Here is a 17,402-nt window from a genome sequence, read left to right on the forward strand (position 1 = left end):
TTTGACGTATTTTTGCGTAAACAAAATTGAAATATGAAACTTTTTTATGTCATTCTGGGCGCAACACCACCCGGCAGAAATATTGAGCAGCACGATGTATTTTTCGGAATTGCAGAAAATCTGAAAGATCTTGTGGAAGATATGAAAGCTTTCTGGAAAGAAGCAAAGGGAAAAATTCATATCGACTGTTATCAGGAGGTAAAATTCATAGATGGATATGAAGTGAAAATTGTTGAAAGAGGACAGGAAACTTCCGAAGAACAGCTCTATTTCATCAATCTCGGAGGATATAAAAGAGGTTTTTTTGAAGAGTTTCATGAGCAGCATCTGGTAGTGGGAAGCTCTATGGGAGAAGCTGTAAAAAGAGCAAAAGCTACGGAATTTTATAAAACGATGGGCTTCAAGGGAGCAACCAGCCATATTGATGAAAAGCTTGGAGTAGATATTGATGATATATTTCCGGTAAAAGAAATTCTGCCTTCGGAAATGAAACAGAAATATGCGATTTCCCTGGTAAAATCGGATGAAGAAAATCAGGAAAACTTCGTAAGCTTAGGATATCTGAAGATTGATAAGATTCAGTAAAATAATATTATTGAATGAAAATTTTCGGAATTTGATTTAAAAAAAATTATTAAAAATTCTAACAGAAAAATAAAAAAGTAAAATGAAAATAGGAATTTTAGGAGGCGGACAGCTCGGAAGAATGCTGATTCAGGAAGCTCTGAAATACGACGATGAATTTTATACACTCGATCCGGCTCCTGATGCACCATGCCACAATATTTCTTACTTTACACAGGGAAACTTCAACGATTATGAAACCGTGCTGAATTTCGGTAAAGACAAAGATTTGGTAACCATTGAAATCGAGCATGTGAATGCAGATGCATTGGCCGAACTGGAAAGCCAGGGAATAAAAGTTGTTCCGAATTCCAAGATTATTAAAACCATTCAGCAGAAAATTCTTCAAAAGCAGTTTTACAAAGCCCATGATATTCCAAGCCCGGAATTTGAGGTGATGGACGGAAGTTCCGACGAGATTAAAATGCCGTTGCCTTTTGTACAGAAAATGAATACAGGAGGTTACGACGGGAAAGGAGTACAGGTAATCCGTACAGCAGAGGATATGAAAAACCTGTGGACACAGGATTCGGTAATCGAAAAGCTGGTGGATATCGATAAAGAGCTTTCCGTTATCGTTGCCAGAAATGAAAATGGCGAAACCAAAACTTTTCCCGTAACGGAAATGGTGGCAGATCCCAAACTGAATCTTCTGGATTTCAATATCTGTCCGGTTGACTTATCAGACGAAGTTGAAGAACAGATCAATTCCATTACCGAAAAATTCTTAAATGCCATCAATTCTCCTGGACTCTTCGCCATTGAATTATTTTTAGACAAAGAAGGAAAAGTATGGGTGAATGAAACGGCGCCAAGACTTCATAATTCAGGTCATCAAAGCCAGGAAGGAAATGCCAATTCACAGTTTGAGCAAATGTATCGTGTGGTGAAAAATTTACCTTTAGCAGATACCGATGCCATCATTTACAGCGGAATGCTGAATCTTGTCGGCGCAGAAGGCTATTCGGGAAAAGTGGTTTATGAAGGTATGGAAGAAGTCCTAAGACTACCTGAAACTTACGTACACCTTTACGGGAAAACAGAAACTAAACCGGGAAGAAAAATGGGTCACATCAATGTTCTGGCAGAATCCAGAGATGAATTGATGGAAAAGCTGGTGATGGTAAAAGGAATGGTGAGAGTGATTGCAGAGTAGTTAATATAATAAAATAGGATGTCTAATTTTCAGACATCCTATTTGTTTTTATCCTAATCGGCTGGATAACCAACACGGTTCATTACTCAGATACTATTAATTGATGTTCTTTTGAGTTTTGGCCTTAATTATAAGATCTTTGCTGAGGTTGGGAAAATAATGCCTTATCATTTCTTTGGATTTCCCGGAAGTATCAATAAATTTCCAAGTTTTACCCTGATCTTCAGAAATTCCAATCATAGTGTATGCTGCCAAAATTTTACCTTTAGGAGTCTGCATCAGAATTTTCTCAGTAATGGTAAACTGAATTTGATTTTTAAAATTGATAAATTTTGAAGGTGATTTAAATTTCAAGTCGATAAAATTGAATCCGTCCTGCTCCATTTTATTTACTGAATTTCTTGTGACCTGTATCATCCTACTTTTTCCTCCCAGCAATTCATAGACCTTCGGGTAAACAAATTCAGCGTATTTAGTATAATTTTTTTCAAGAAAATATTTTCTCATCAGTCCTAATTGATAATTAAGATTCTGATTCTTAGTCTGTGAAGTTATAATCCCGAAAAAGGAGAGATATATTAGAAAGCTTAATGATAGTTTAAATTTCATGGGTATAATAAGGCTGCCAAAAATGAGAAATAAATTATAAAAAAGCTAATTAATTATTGTTAACTCACAGGAAAATTTTAGCGGAATTGCATTTGTTTATTTGATCCAAAACTATTCTAAATGATCTTGCAGGCAGTTGCCAACAGTCAGGACTATTTAAAAATCTTCTTAATCACGTTTCCTATTTCCATAAAATCATCATGATTTCCCACAGATCTCTTTTCAGAACTGTTTTTATCATACTCGGAATAAGGGAAAATCAGTAGGTAATTTTTATCGGGAAGGCTTTTGTTCAGCAATTCGGGAATAAGCCACATTCTTGGAATATAGGAATACATTCCGCGTTTGGCCATAAAAAGGATTAATGCCTCGTCCTCTTTCAGTTGTGAAGCGGTTTCTTCGCCGTCTTTCCATGTTTTCATAATGTGTCTTTGGCAGATACCGACGCCATCATTTACAGCGGAATGCTGAATCTTATCGGCGCAGAAGATTATTCCGGAAAAGTGATTTATGAAGGAATGGAAGAAGTGCTGAGACTACCTGAAACCTACATACACCTTTACGGAAAACCCGAAACTAAACCCGGAAGAAAAATGGGTCACATCAATGTTCTGGCAGAATCCAGAGATGAATTGATGGAAAAGCTGGTGATGGTAAAAGGAATGGTGAGAGTGATTGCAGAGTAACCAGCCCGAAGCTCTGACAGAGTTCAAAACTCTGTCAGAGCTCAACGGAATCTTACCATCGGCTTATTTTATTCAATTCTATGCTTCTTGAACATTTCACGGTTGTAATTAATAACAAACACGCCGAGAATAATCAGAAGCGCAGCAACAATGAATTTGGCAGAAATCTCTTCATCGAGAATCAGCCAGCTTAAGAAAATGGAAATAATGGTATTTACATACGCCAAGATAGAAACCTGTACCGGTGAAACCCTCGTTAATGCGTAATGATATGCAAAAAATGCTGCTACAGATCCGAATAAAGATAGATACAACATGGCAGAAATACTTTTCGCCGACCAGTTTCCGAAATTATAATCTTTGGTAAATAAAAATGCGAAGAAGATCTGAATGACTCCCGCAAAGGCAAACTGGTAAAACAGGTTTAATGAAATATTTTTACTCTGAATATTCATTTTCTTTGTGAAAATAGTTCCGGAAGCCCATCCCAAAATTCCACAAAGCAAAAGAAAAATCCCGAACCTAAATTCCGGATTCGCAAGATCATGGATGCCGTCCCAGAAGATAAACGTTATTCCGCCGAAACATAGCAAAACCCCTATCAGGGCCCGTATCGTAAATTTTTGTAATCCTAAAGCCACACTTCCCAGGAAAACCATAATTGGTGAAGTTGCACTAATCAAAGACGTGAGGCTGCTGGTAAGTGTTTCTTCCGCAACTGTTGTTAATCCGTTGGCGATAATCAGCATTAATGAAGAGAAAATTAGCTGGTAGCCCAGATTTTTCCAGCCGATCCACTGAAACTGTCCTCTGTATAAAAGAATCATAAGCATGATGATGGAAGCCAAAAACTGACGAATTCCGGCCACAAACCAAGCCGGAATGGTTTCTACAGCAACACGTATAGACAGAAATGTGGTTCCCCAGACAATAGCAACGGTCAGGATTGCAAGCGTAAGTTTATAATCTTTCAAAATGGTGGTTGTAAAGTTGGCAAAAATACTTAATTTAAAATTGAATGATGCTTTAAAAAGCAAATATGCCGATCATAAGAACAACTTTTGCGCCTTTTTGCATAGCGGTTATTAATTTTTTATCTTTGAAAATCTAATAAACAGAAGAATGGTAGGAATTATTATGGGAAGTCAGAGCGACTTGCCGATCATGGAACAGGCTGCGAATTTTTTAAAATCTCTGGATATTCCTTATGAACTGACGGTGGTTTCTGCACACAGAACACCTGAAAGAATGTTTGATTATGCCAAAACAGCCAAAGAAAGAGGCCTGAAAGTAATTGTCGCCGGAGCAGGCGGAGCTGCGCATCTTCCGGGAATGGTGGCGAGCTGTACCACTTTGCCCGTAATCGGAGTTCCTATTTTGTCAAGCAATTCTATCGACGGATGGGATTCTGTGTTGTCAATTCTTCAGATGCCGGGCGGAATTCCTGTGGCCACTGTTGCATTAAACGGTGCTTTGAATGCCGGAATTTTAGCGGCAAAAATTATAGGAAGTTCAGATACTTTGGTTGCTGAAAATCTTCAGAAATATCAGGATTCCCTGAAAGATAAAGTGTTGGGAACGGTTGATGATATTAAAGGGCAGCATCCTAATCATTTCGATCATTAATGAATAAATATAAATCATTTACGGCTCACGAAAATCGTGAGCCGTAAATGATTTATTGCCTGGTGAATTTGAGATTCAGTGTTCGGCAAAAATTAGACATAAGAAGGTAACAACATATCTTAACATGCGTCTCTTTTAGGATAATTTTACTCCTTAATGAATTTATAAGTTTGAATTTTATCTTTTGTTACGATCTGTAAAATGTAATTTCCTTTTGATAAAGTACTGATGTTGATGATTTCATTTTCTATCTTTCCTTCCTTGAGTAACCTTCCGGATGCATCAACAATTCTGTATTTTTCAGCATCATGTAAGTGTTCTGTATGGATATTATCTTTTGCGGGATTAGGATAGATTGAAGATTCTTTTGTGGCTTTAATCTCAGAGGTTGCAAGAAAGCAGCTTCCAGCTGAATCCCCTGAAATGATCCAGTTTTTGTTATTAATCAGAAAGTCTCTTTCGTTGGCAATATTGGGGGCATATTTTGCCGGTGCTGTAGATCCCAGATTCACATTGTTTGCCGTATTGATATTATTTGCCCAGCCTGCAAGTGTCTTGCTGTAATTGTCACAGTCGATAGCAGTATTTATAAGCATGCTTGAAGCATCGCTCACTGATGCTAAATTCCAGTTTTCGAATGACTGATTATAGCTTGATGCATCCGTTAAAAAAGTATTTATCCTTGTAACTTTACTCACATTCCAGGAGTTTAAATTTTGGTTAAATGAAGTGCAGCCGTGAAATACGTGGGCCATATCTGTTACATTTGCTGTGTTCCACATATTTAAAGGCTGATTAAATACAGGAATCATATGAAACATGAAATGCATATCCTGAAGGCTTGATGTATTCCAACCGTCTAATCGCTGATTAAAACTCAGACATTGACCAAACATCCAGGCCATATTGGTAACTTTTGAAACGTCCCAATTGTTTACACTTTGATTGAATACTTTTCTTCCGGCCAACATATAGCTCATGTTGGTCGCTGAAGATGTATTCCAGTTTCCTATGAATGGTGAATTGAACTGATGAGGAATTGAAGAAGTGCTTGTAAGACAAGAAAACATAAAGCTGAAATCCTTTATCTGAGAAGTATTCCAGTTTTGCATAGAAGGGGCTCCTATAAACTGTGGAGTGCCATAGAACATAAAAGATGCATCTGTAACAGCATTAAGGTTCGGGCTGTCAGTTGCAGTAAGTTGAAGGGACAGGCAATTGGTAAAAGCAGAATTCATAGAGATCCACGAGATATCTCCCCAATGCTCTATTTCAATTATTTTATCAGCGCTGCCAAACATTTGCCAGATTGGTATATACATTTCTGCGGCAGGAAATAATTGTGCAGCTCCAAATTTTATCTGTCTGAAAACACCGTTTCCGTTGGAGACTTTTACTCTGTAGGTTGCATTGGAAGAATCTCCGCTTGATGTTCCGAAATCAACTAAAACCTGGTTGGTAGAGGTTACATTCGTCATCATTCCGTTGTGAAGCGGATAACCGATTTCTTCCCACTCGATGGTATAATTTTCTCCATTCCCGGGAAACCAGATTTGATTTGAATTTGCCTGAAAAGGAGCATCTACAGTGACACTGGGATTTGAAACAAGGCCAGGCTGCCAAATCGTGATAAACTCATTCTGTGCTTTTATAATCTGAAAGAAAAAGACACAGATTGTAATGAGTAGTAATTTTTTCATAGTTATTAATTAGGTGTGATAAATAGTGGATAATAATTTTACTAATCTAAACTTAATTAAATATTTTAGTTTATTTTTAAATAATTCATTATTATTCAATATTTCTTATCGGCAAATATAGTCTTTTTCTGTAAAAATCTTTAAATCGTGAATTAATAGGATGAAAATAAAAATGCTCATCAAGTCTGATGAGCATCGTATGACTGTATGGATAGGGCGATTAATCTTCTATCATATTGTCCCGTGTATTCTTTTGTACGGCAATAGCACCGAAAAGGGCGAGCAAAAAGGCAAATGCATAGAATCCTTTTTCGCTTGGCAAAATGGTGGCATTCCAAAGGCCAATTGACAGTAAAACAATGGAAGAGAGGGTAGCAAACCAACATATCCCATAATAAATGTCGGTAACTTTAATGTTTTCCATTTTGTCACGAACGGCTTTCTGCAATGAGACTACGGCAAATAATCCGTACAAAAGAATGGTGAAATAATAGCCTTTTTCATTAAGCTCCATCTCTGCTCTGGCAAGCCCAACGATGAAGCCTATCATTCCCGCTCCTAAAGCAATCCAGGACGCTGCCACAAATGCAGTCGACACATTTTGTTTTTTCATGTTAATGTTTTTATCTAAAGCGTTAAAGATATACATTTATTTCGATGCAACCCATAACTTAATTTCTGGAATTTTATTGTACAGAATAAATATGCCGCTTTTGTTTAAAGTATGAAGTTTTCAGTTTCAGCGGCGGCGAAGCCGCCGCTGAAACTGAAAACAAAAAACTCTCCATTTTGGAGAGTTTCAATATCTAAAAGCGATGAGCTTATTAATATCTGTAATATTCAGGTTTAAAAGGCCCTTCAACATTTACCCCTATGTAATCGGCCTGTTCCTGAGAAAGAGTTTCCAGCTCAACACTTAATTTCTTAAGGTGAAGCGCAGCCACTTTTTCATCAAGGTGCTTCGGAAGCATATACACTTCATTTTTGTAAGCAGCAGAATTGTTCCAAAGTTCGATCTGAGCCAGTGTCTGGTTAGAGAAAGAGTTTGACATTACGAAACTTGGGTGTCCTGTTGCACATCCTAAGTTTACCAATCTTCCTTCCGCAAGAATGATTACTTCTTTGCCTTCAATAGTGTAGATGTCCACCTGAGGTTTTACTTCAGATTTTGTATGACCATAGTTTTCGTTTAACCAAGCCATGTCAATCTCGTTATCGAAGTGCCCGATGTTACAAACGATCGCTTTATCTTTTAATTTTAAGAAATGTTCTTTTCTTACAATATTAAAGTTACCTGTAGTTGTGATTACAATATCTGCGTTATCCACCACAGTATCTAATCTTTTTACTTCGTAGCCGTCCATAGCAGCCTGAAGCGCACAGATCGGATCGATTTCAGTTACGGTAACGATTGATCCTGCTCCTCTGAAAGAGGCAGCAGTACCTTTACCCACGTCTCCATATCCGCAAACAACCACTCTTTTTCCGGCAAGCATGATATCAGTTGCTCTTCTTACGGCATCTACTGCAGATTCTTTACATCCGTATTTGTTATCAAATTTAGATTTCGTTACAGAATCATTTACGTTGATGGCAGGCATTACCAAAGTTCCGTTCTTCATTCTCTCGTACAGTCTGTGTACACCTGTTGTGGTTTCTTCGGAAAGGCCTTTGATTTCTTTAGTGAGTTCAGGATATTTATCAAAAACCATATTTGTTAAATCTCCGCCGTCATCCAAAATCATGTTTAACGGTTTTCTGTCTTCCCCGAAAAATAAAGTCTGCTCAATGCACCAGTCGAATTCTTCTGCATTCATCCCTTTCCACGCATATACGGGAATCCCGGCAGCAGCAATAGCCGCAGCAGCATGATCCTGGGTAGAGAAAATATTACAGGAAGACCAGGTAACTTCAGCTCCTAAAGCAACCAGTGTTTCAATAAGCACGGCAGTCTGGATGGTCATGTGAAGACATCCTGCGATTCTTGCTCCTTTTAGCGGCTGAGAAGGTCCGTATTCTTCACGGATTGCCATAAGGCCGGGCATTTCAGCTTCTGCAAGATTAATTTCTTTTCTTCCCCATTCTGCAAGGGAGATATCCTTAACTTTGTAAGGAAGATATTGTGTTGTAGTACTCATATGTAAATGAATAAGTTTAAATTCAATGATATGCAAAATTACAACTAATAATTAAGATATAAAAACTTCACCTTTCGAACCTCAAGGTTACTGTAAAATATCATATTCATTTTGAATTCCATTTTCAGGCTGGTTTTGGAGCAAAAATTTTCATTAATTTTACGCCAATAAATTAATCAATGCCACTTTATCGCGACTTTTCTGATGACAATGCCACAATTCTCGTATGGAAATACGATGAAACGGAAGATCTTGATATCAGCATGCTTCTGGAACCTGAAAATGCAGAAAAAGTAAAAGATTATCATCCCAAAAAATTGCTTGAAGTTTTAATGGTCCGAAAACTTCTGAAAGGCCTTAAACCAAACTCTAAAATTTTATACAAGGAAAGAGAGCCTTTTCTCTCTCCTAAAGATGCCGAAATTTCTATCACCCATTCTTTTCCTTTTGCAGCTATAGCCATTTCCAAGAACAAAATTGGAATTGATATTGAGAAATTCAATCCTAAAATTCTGAGGGTAATTGATAAATTCACGTATGAAAACGAAAGAGGTTTTATCCCATTTGATAATGAAGTAACATTTTATACCATTATCTGGAGCGTAAAGGAAAGCATGTATAAAATCCATCATTCCAAACACTGGTCTCTCAAAAAGCATTATGAAGTAAGACCTTTTGAGCTGAAGCATCTTCACAATATCAAATGCAGGGTGCATGATGATATGATGTCTGACGAATTCAAAGCAAGAGTAGAGTTTTTCGACGAATATTGCTTTACGATTGTTGAGGAATGATCTTCTGAATTTCTTTATTTTCGGCCTCATTCTGATATTTTTCGATAACTTTTCGCTGTTCTTTAGCAACGTCATAAATTAATTCAAGAATATCGTGAATGTTTTTAAGCTCCGTAAGGTGCGATATTTTATCAGGATCTCTCAGATCATAGGTTTCATTTTCCGTGAGCTGTATTTTTCTTTTCATAATCAGATCATCAAGGGAAGAATCTTCCGGCTCGATCCGGCTTTCCATATTCAGGGTTTCCGTTATTTGATCTCCGTTTAAAAGGTTGCAGACTTTTTGCATTTCCGCTTCAATTTTACGGCTCCATCCTTCTGCATCTATTTCCGGATATTTTTCATCATCCTTTACATATTGAGAAAGGGAGGCTGTGTAGGCTGTAATAAGATGGGATGTAGCCACAAACTGGTGTACAACTTCCAGCTTTTTCTGCTGATTTTTAGGTTCGGAAATCATTCTCTGGAAATTATCGGAGAGATTGGCCAGCGAAATAATCGCATTTTTTCGTTTAACCTTATAATCTTCAATATCGAAATCTTCTTCAAGGAATTTTGAAATTACACTCTGAAAATAAATCAGATTGCATTCTGCCGATTTTTTCATTAAGTCGAGATTCTGCGTATGTTCCCAAACAGGAAGCACAACATAGGCTACGAGTGAGGTTATCACCGCTGCAACAATCGTATCTACAATCCTGTCTCTGAAAATGATATTGACGTTTCCCGGGCTCAGAAAATTGAAACTCAGGAACACGTAAATCGTCATGAATAAAACAGCCCAGAAATATTTGCCTTTCAGAAAGCTGAAGCACATAATCATACTGATTAAGAGTATGGCAAAGAGCAGTTCGTTCACCTGAATATAATGAAGAATGGCATACGCAATTACTGCCCCGGCAATAGTGCCGTACAACCTCAGCAGGTTTCTTTTCTTGGTAATAGAGTAAGCGGGTTTTAAGATCGCCACAATCGTAATCAAAATCCAGTACGTATGCCCGATTCCGAGAAATTGAAAAAGAGAAAAGAGATATCCGATCAATAATGCAATCGTAATCCTGAGCGCATGCCTGAAATGGGATGAGGAAAGAGAAACATTGTTTCTTAAAACTTTAATATTGAGTTTTTCTTCATTAGGCATAAACTTTTTCAGGTCTAGTCCAGTAGAAAGACTTTTCGCCAGCTTTACATTTTGTGAGAAAACTTTATAAATTTCATTGATTTCTTTTGTAATCTCATTAATACGCATGAGGATCTGTCTCAGAATCATGAAATTTTCAAAGTTATCCGGCGAAATGCGTTTGTTTCTCAGCTCGAAATAGTCATTATTCAGATACTTTAGTTCTTCTTCAAGATTGGAAATAGGCTTAGCCCTCGTACCGAGCTGAAGTGATATTCCGATATTGGTAATCTCCTCGGAAAGGAGGTTGAGGTAATCGTGAATTTTTACTAAAATCGTGGTATCTTCAAAAATTTCCTGCAACTTCTGGTAATCACTTTCTGAAGTCATCAGCTTTTCATGAAGATCCATTGAATTCAGGAACATCAGCATTAAAAGTCGGCTCGTTGTGGTAGATTCGTTTACAATGGTTCTTGTCTTAAAAACGGTTTCACGGGTTTCTTCCTGAAGGTTTTTTATTTCAATCTGCTTGGCAATAACCTGCGTGGTCAGCTTGTCGAAATCCGGGTTTTTCTGGTAATAATTGGCTTTAATCTTCAAGAATTCTGCCAGCTGAAGATAATTTTCACCAATCATCTGGCTTGCCAGCTTATACGGCTGAATGGTAGTCACAATTAAAAATATCAGCAAAAACCAGATACATCCTGAAGCAAAAATCAGAAGGCTTTTGAAAATATTGGCACCGGTTAAATGTCCGTCAATAAAAATAGCAAGAACAACCAATGATAATGAGCCCACTGCTGCAAGCCTCTGTCCGTATACTCCGATCAGCGAAAAAAACATTCCGAATACAATGATTTCAGCAAAGACCAGGATTTTAATATTCATAACAAGACTTGCTATCAAAGCAACAAATACGAAACAGATAATAGCAAATGTTAAGGCATTTCTGCGTCTAATAAAAGGGCCCGGCTGATCCGTAAGTGCCACAAAGCTTGTTCCGAGAGGGAAGAGGAAATACTCTTTAAGAATACCAAAATGGGCGAGAACGAGACACGGAAGCACGGTAGCCAGCGTAATCCTGATGGCAGAATAAACATATTGGCTGGTAACAAATTTTTTGAGCTCCGCAGAATAGTTCATACTACAAAAATAAGCGTTAAATGTGAATTGCCGGTTTTAGTTGGTAACAGAAATATGAATTTTTTTTAAAATTTCATATTATCACAGGTATGTAAATTTTATACATCATTCATACCAATATCGTTAAAACTGAAATTTATAAAGAAATAAAATCATGCTCGTATCAAATGAAGATTGAAAAAAAGTATGTAATAAGCTGATAAATAATAATTATTACGGGATCAGAAATTTTTTCCTTATTTGATATTTTTCTTATACAACGAAAAAAACATATCCGAAATATATATTAACTGTATTAAAGATTCATGGAGTTACTTGTTACTGTTTTACTGTTCAACAAATAAAATTTTGCAAAAAGACTGATAAGAAATGCTATAATTTTAATGCGTTATTTTTATTAATTATTTTATAATAATTGTTTTTTTTAGTAAAAAAATAAACATAAAAACTTTTATTTATTATTAAATAAAATGTTGATTTTCAGTATATTATTTATTATTATGTTGGAAAAATTTGTTTAATTTTGTGTCAAGAAATAGTCTTGTTGGGACTATTTAAAAAAGTTATGTTATGGCGCCTTCAAGTAATAGCGATTAAGCTTTTACGGCAACGATACATTAACGATAACATCCAAATAATGAGAACACAAATGATGATAAAAAAAGAGCATTTGCCCTTTCGTTTTTCCGGAAGGGTAATATGCTTTTTATTTATTGTTTTTTCAATACTCTCTTTTGGTCAGTCCTTTTCTGTAGAGAATCCAGCCGTGTACGTTCAGGAAGGGACAGTAATTACCCTAAACTATAAACAGGAAGACAGCACAGTGCAAACAGATAAGAATCGCAGTACTGGGCTTACAACCTTTACAGGAGTTATAGGAGAAGAATATATATATATTGCTGCGGATATACCCTTATCTGGTATCAATCAAAAATCAATTAACAGAATAGCAAAAAAAGAAACGGCTGCTTCTCTTCCACAAAAAAGATCTATCGCCGAAAATAAATCAGTCCGCAAAAAAAATGTTACCGGCAACTCTTTAACTTCCCGTAAATCTATCTCTGCTTTTCCCGAACAAAATGCGGTACATTATATTTCTGTATCAGGGCAGGCTGTATGCGCAGCTCCGGGAAATCATCATCAGAATTTAATATATTATCAGCAAATACAGTATATTTCAGCAGGGCAGCCTGATGAATATATTCCTGAAAATTATTACTTTCTCTTCTCTGCGTTTTCATCAAACTGCATAGGCGCAGGAGGCATAAGGCCGCCACCTTTTCATTGTTAAGTCTTTTATCAGAATCTGTAGATCATGGTTTTTCTGTTTTATAACATAAGATTTCATCAAAATCTTGTGCTTTGCAGATGCATTTCCCTATAGATCATGTATTGTTTTAATAAAAGCATACGCTTTATTCTGAATAAAAGCAAGTGAAGAAAACAAATTCTTACAATACACATAACAACAATGAAAAAATATATTTATTTAATTTTTGCTCTTTTGCTAAGTGTACAAGCATTAGCACAGGGGCATAATCCCGGCACGGTTTTACCGGCTACGCCGAATACGGCACCGTGGAATGTTTATTCTGCAGCGCCTGACCAGAGGCAGAATGCCTCGGTAACCAATGCCCAGTCCCTTGCATTGCTTCCCACGGGAACCAGCGGGACGGATATTTTTGTCAGCTATTTAGTGGATACCACCGGATATACCTTTTATCTGGTCTATACCACCAACGGAACAATACCTACCAAAACCAATGGAACGGTAGTCAATATGTCATTTGCTGTATTCAGCAACCCCAACAGAGTCTGGGCTGGTAAAATACCCCAGCAGGCGGCCGGAACAGTGGTGAATTATGTAATATATGTTAACACAACCGGTGGAACTCTGGCTGCAGCCAATAACCGTGTCGCCAGAACAAGTTTAGGAATACAAGCCACATGGACTGAAGGCGATGCCTATTATAGTTTTCAAGCCCCAGGGGGGGTAGCCGGAGCTTCTCTATGGCTTAAAGGTGATGCGGGATTATCTGCCTCTTCTTGGAACGATCAAAGCGGAAATGCTTTTAATGCAACAGGTACTGGTTCACCAACAATTACAGGTAAACAAAACTTCAACCCTATTGCAACCTTCAATGGAAGTTCTCAGTATTACTCAATACCTCACAATGCTTTACTAAACCAAAATGGGTCTAATAAAATGGCTTTAATTGCGGTGGCAAATACGCCTGCTGATGATGCTTACAATGCACTTGTGGGCAAAAGAACGAATAGCGGATGGAACGATGGATGGGGTATTGCAGGTAATGGTACTACTCCTTACACGTCATTTGCATTTGGAACAGGAGATTGGTCAGGAGTACTCCCTGCATGGTATGGTATTAACACTATTACTGCCAATAATCCGTTCATGGCTTTTGGATATAGCAACGGAGCAGTTTCAAACGGAAACTTCCTTGCCATTAATGGAAGTACTTCAGCACAATCTTCTGGTACTACAGAAACGGTAACCAATTCACAACCTGTTACTGTTGGGTTTGTGGAGGCTGGATATTACTGGAAGGGTGATATTGCAGAAGTTATTATGTATAATGATGACATTACTACAACTGCAAATAACCGAGCAAAAATTGAAAGTTATCTTGGTATTAAATGGGGTATTACCTTACGCAGTGGCACTGGAGGTTCTGATGCAACAGGTACATATAATTATTTGAATTCAGCCGGAACTACCGTTTGGAATGGAACTACAAACAATACCTATCACAATAATGTGGCCGGTATTGCCAGGGATGATGCTTCGGCATTACACCAAAAGCAATCCCAAAGTGTGAACAGCGGATTGCAGCCGGTCATCGGAAACGGAAACATTACCGATACCAATGCCAATAACACCAACAACTTCAGTGCAGATTTATCTGCTTTGGTTTGGGGCTCTGATACGGGAAGCACTTCTTTTGCCACTTCCTTTGTATTTGGAGGATTGAATAACAGGATGGCCCGCATCTGGAAAATGCAGAAAACGGGAACGGTAGGCACGGTGAAAGTTGCCCTGCCGGCAAGCCAGATTGGAAGTATCGGGCAGCTTAGCCTGGTAACCAGTAGCGATGCCACATTTGATGGTACAGATACCCGAACCCTGATGACACTGGAAACCATAGGCAGTGTGCAGTATTATACCGCTACAGTAGATGTTACTACATTAACACAGCCTTTCTTCACTTTTGCCGGTTTAATTACCGCTCCTGGAGGGGTGTCAAACGGTCTTACGCTATGGATGAATCCTGATGCGGGAATTAATAATGATGCCAATATATCAACATGGACAGATAGGGTAAATAATGTGGTGATTCCGAGAAAGAATACCAATACGACATTGTCTATTCAGACAGCACTGAACTTTAATAGGGTTGTCAATATGCCGACCAGTACTTATAATGGTTTTGAGCTTCCGGCTACCGATAGCAATATCGGTCTTTATGATCCTAGTGCAGTCAACGGGATGAGTGTTTTCGGAGCAGGGGTTCAGTCAACCTCCTGGAATGATTTTGCTCCGCTAATCTCGAAAACCAATGGAGGAAGCTGGGCTAGTGGATGGGTAATGTCTACCACCAATATATCCGGTAGCAACTGGGGCTTGTTATATGTATGGGGAGATAGCAGCGGTACCGGTGTCGGTAACTCCGCAGTAACAGCATCCGGTAGTTTAACACGGGGTAATGCTTTTGTTGCAAGCGGCTGGTGGGATCCTGCGGTAACCAATAAAAACAATGTAGACTTAAATGCTGTCTCAACCGGAAGCATTAATGTTTCAACAACAACTTCTGTAGGAAGCCCGTTGGGAATTGGTTATGCGCAGGGATATGCTTTTGGGGGACAACTTGGTGATCAGATCTACTATAACCGCTCGTTAAGTGCTACGGAACGTGCAAGAGTTCAATCATACCTTTCTATCAAGTTTGGGACGACATTGGGGAATACGGCATTGCCTTTTAGCTATTTAAACAGTTCTGGTAATACGATCTGGGCAGCAGACGCCACCTACCAGAACAATATATTCGGAATAGCGAGGGATGATGCTTCTGCATTACACCAGCGGATATCCAAATCGGTAAACAGCGGCAGCGTACTGACGGTATCCACCGACACCAACTTCACCAATGAAAACAGCACCCATGCTGCCATTGGAACAAACCTTCAGTCTTTGGTACTGGGTGAAACCACAGGTGCTTATGCCTTTACGGGCACTTCGATTTCTGCTTCCGGAGCTACTTTCAGCACTACCGAGGCAATGGGCAGGCGCTGGAAAGTTCAGGATACGGGAGGAATCAGCTGTGTTAACCTGCGTTTTGATGCGGCTTCCTTGCCTGCCCTTAGCGGAAATGAGCGATATTACCTGATCATCAGCGACAATGCAGGCTTTACCTCAAACGTAGTGTACAAAGCGGTAACCCGCACCGGCAACACCATTGATGCAAGTGTTAATTTCAGGGACAACAATGTATCCTATTTCACGCTGGCTAAAAAAGACCTGGGCTTATCTTCAGGCGACCTTACCAATGTGAAAGCCGGGATCAATACCATCCCTTCTTCATCCTGGCAGCCTACCCAGCCTAATACCTATCTGGAGATCAACTCCAACGCCAAAGGATTGGTGGTAAGCCGTGTAGCCAGTACGGCAGCGATTGTAACGCCGCTTGAAGGGATGATCATTTATGATCTGAGCGATAACACGATGAAAGTGTACACCGGCACCATCTGGAGAAGATTAGGAGATTACAGTACAGATCCTGCGCTTAACAGATTCTGTAACTAAAGCTTATACTTATTAACATTCAGGAGCTGTGCTTTGTACGGCTCCTGTTTAAAAAAACAGGACATGAACCGCCTATTATACACTTTGTTTTAAAGAAAAGAAAGCTGCAGTTCATGTTTACAATAAATCCAATAAACAATGAAGAATATAATAATCTTAGCATTGCTTTCCATCGCCGGTGTGTTTAAGTCCCAGGTTGCGATAGGAAAGTCCACCGTTACCAACAGTTCCGTAGGGTTAGAATTCGGTACCGAGGTAAGGGGAATCCGGCTTCCTTTGGTAACGGATGCTTCTGCGATGGCAGCCTCAAACGGGAGCCTTGTTTTCGATACGGCTACAGGGAGCTTCCGTTATTACGCCAATAATACATGGAGCACTGCCACAGCGGGAGGACAGACGGGGGGTGCCCCCACGGGGGCTGATACCGGGGGAGTAATTATAGGAGCAAGTTCCAGCAGTTCTACGGGCGCTCTTATCATAGAATCTTCCAGCCGTGCTTTGGTATTACCGCAGGCCCCGCTGATAGACCAGCGATCCCTAACGGGGGTAAAAGGGCTTGCAGTATGGGATCCTGCGGCAAAGGCCGTTGCCGTGTACGACGGAGTGAAGTGGAATTTCTACTAAATATTACCTATCGGAATGATTGATAAGACTCGTTGCATTTTGAAATATTTGATTCGTCGATTCGAGTGTTTTTTCGTAACGCAGTGAAGAAAGCAAGATTCCTAACACAATTGATAAACATCAAATCAGATTATCTGATTTGATGTTTTTATTTGCATACGATTTATTGATTGCTTCATCGGTTTTTTATTACGAATGCCTGCAATCATCCGCTTATTGAGACAAGGAAGGATATGCCGGTAATTTTGTTTTACTTTTATTCGAAGTCCCGGAGTTTTATAAAGGCTGTTACACTTAGCCCTGATCGCAGCAACTGTCTGAGCTCATTTTCAGGTTTCGTGCGGCGCGGCTTAGCCGCGC

The 17,402-nt window shown here is 38.9% G+C and carries 14 protein-coding genes and 1 pseudogene; 8 read left to right on the forward strand and 7 right to left on the reverse strand.

What is annotated here, in order from left to right; genetic code table 11:
• The first annotated feature begins 33 nt into the window (after window positions 1-33).
• Together SOP96_RS04895 and SOP96_RS04900 are read left to right on the forward strand one after the other, a co-directional pair.
• Window positions 34-585: a DUF1543 domain-containing protein gene (locus SOP96_RS04895; RefSeq protein WP_326319927.1), complete on the forward strand. Its 552-nt coding sequence runs from the start codon at window positions 34-36 to the stop codon at window positions 583-585.
• An 82-nt stretch (window positions 586-667) separates the two neighbouring features.
• Window positions 668-1,780, forward strand: a complete 1,113-nt coding sequence (locus SOP96_RS04900; RefSeq protein WP_326319928.1) for a 5-(carboxyamino)imidazole ribonucleotide synthase — start codon at window positions 668-670, stop codon at window positions 1,778-1,780.
• Window positions 1,781-1,876: 96 nt separating this feature from the next.
• On the opposite strand, the gene SOP96_RS04905 is transcribed toward SOP96_RS04900, so the two are convergent.
• Window positions 1,877-2,389: a hypothetical protein gene (locus tag SOP96_RS04905; protein ID WP_326319929.1), complete on the reverse strand. Its 513-nt coding sequence runs from the start codon at window positions 2,387-2,389 to the stop codon at window positions 1,877-1,879.
• Window positions 2,390-2,541: 152 nt separating this feature from the next.
• A complete protein-coding gene (locus SOP96_RS04910) occupies window positions 2,542-2,811 on the reverse strand; it encodes a hypothetical protein (RefSeq protein ID WP_326319930.1) in 270 nt (89 codons plus the stop codon).
• Between SOP96_RS04910 and SOP96_RS04915 the strand changes: the two are divergent.
• Window positions 2,812-3,075 (forward strand): annotated as a pseudogene (locus SOP96_RS04915) (5-(carboxyamino)imidazole ribonucleotide synthase); the annotation flags it as partial.
• A gap of 68 nt (window positions 3,076-3,143) precedes the next feature.
• Here the strand turns inward: SOP96_RS04915 and SOP96_RS04920 are convergent.
• Window positions 3,144-4,049, reverse strand: coding sequence for a DMT family transporter (locus SOP96_RS04920; RefSeq protein WP_326319931.1), 906 nt, complete (start codon window positions 4,047-4,049; stop codon window positions 3,144-3,146).
• 148 nt (window positions 4,050-4,197) lie between these two features.
• On the opposite strand from SOP96_RS04920, the gene purE reads away from it, so the two are divergent.
• Window positions 4,198-4,701 carry a 5-(carboxyamino)imidazole ribonucleotide mutase gene (purE, locus tag SOP96_RS04925; protein ID WP_326319932.1) on the forward strand — a complete coding sequence of 168 codons (504 nt, stop codon included), beginning with the start codon at window positions 4,198-4,200 and terminating at the stop codon, window positions 4,699-4,701.
• Between the two features lie 146 nt (window positions 4,702-4,847).
• Here the strand turns inward: purE and SOP96_RS04930 are convergent, their stop codons facing one another.
• The 3 genes from SOP96_RS04930 to ahcY all read right to left on the reverse strand — a co-directional run bounded on the left by SOP96_RS04930 (window position 4,848) and on the right by ahcY (window position 8,539).
• The gene (locus SOP96_RS04930) at window positions 4,848-6,401 is read right to left on the reverse strand and encodes a BspA family leucine-rich repeat surface protein (protein WP_326319933.1); all 1,554 of its coding nucleotides are present in this window, start codon (window positions 6,399-6,401) and stop codon (window positions 4,848-4,850) included.
• A 220-nt stretch (window positions 6,402-6,621) separates the two neighbouring features.
• Entirely contained in the window at window positions 6,622-7,014 is a 393-nt protein-coding gene (gene yiaA, locus SOP96_RS04935; protein WP_326319934.1) for an inner membrane protein YiaA, read from the reverse strand.
• Between the two features lie 211 nt (window positions 7,015-7,225).
• Window positions 7,226-8,539: an adenosylhomocysteinase gene (gene ahcY / locus SOP96_RS04940; protein WP_169232684.1), complete on the reverse strand. Its 1,314-nt coding sequence runs from the start codon at window positions 8,537-8,539 to the stop codon at window positions 7,226-7,228.
• 179 nt (window positions 8,540-8,718) lie between these two features.
• Between ahcY and SOP96_RS04945 the strand changes: the two genes are divergently transcribed.
• Entirely contained in the window at window positions 8,719-9,333 is a 615-nt protein-coding gene (locus SOP96_RS04945; RefSeq protein WP_326319935.1) for a 4'-phosphopantetheinyl transferase family protein, read from the forward strand.
• Here SOP96_RS04945 and SOP96_RS04950 read toward each other — a convergent pair.
• A complete protein-coding gene (locus tag SOP96_RS04950) occupies window positions 9,314-11,596 on the reverse strand; it encodes an FUSC family protein (protein ID WP_326319936.1) in 2,283 nt (760 codons plus the stop codon). The two genes, SOP96_RS04945 and SOP96_RS04950, sit on opposite strands and share 20 nt — an antisense overlap.
• Before the next feature lie 544 nt (window positions 11,597-12,140).
• Here SOP96_RS04950 and SOP96_RS04955 point away from each other — a divergent pair.
• The 3 genes from SOP96_RS04955 to SOP96_RS04965 all read left to right on the forward strand — a co-directional run bounded on the left by SOP96_RS04955 (window position 12,141) and on the right by SOP96_RS04965 (window position 17,042).
• Window positions 12,141-12,887, forward strand: coding sequence for a hypothetical protein (locus tag SOP96_RS04955; RefSeq protein WP_326319937.1), 747 nt, complete (start codon window positions 12,141-12,143; stop codon window positions 12,885-12,887).
• A 180-nt stretch (window positions 12,888-13,067) separates the two neighbouring features.
• Window positions 13,068-16,418, forward strand: coding sequence for a hypothetical protein (locus SOP96_RS04960; protein ID WP_326319938.1), 3,351 nt, complete (start codon window positions 13,068-13,070; stop codon window positions 16,416-16,418).
• A gap of 138 nt (window positions 16,419-16,556) precedes the next feature.
• Window positions 16,557-17,042 (forward strand): hypothetical protein, encoded by a 486-nt coding sequence (locus tag SOP96_RS04965; protein ID WP_326319939.1) that lies wholly within the window; start codon window positions 16,557-16,559, stop codon window positions 17,040-17,042.
• Window positions 17,043-17,402: the final 360 nt, after the last annotated feature.

It is taken from the genome of Chryseobacterium salviniae, assembly GCF_035819015.1.
Classification (GTDB): Bacteria; Bacteroidota; Bacteroidia; order Flavobacteriales; family Weeksellaceae; genus Chryseobacterium; species Chryseobacterium salviniae.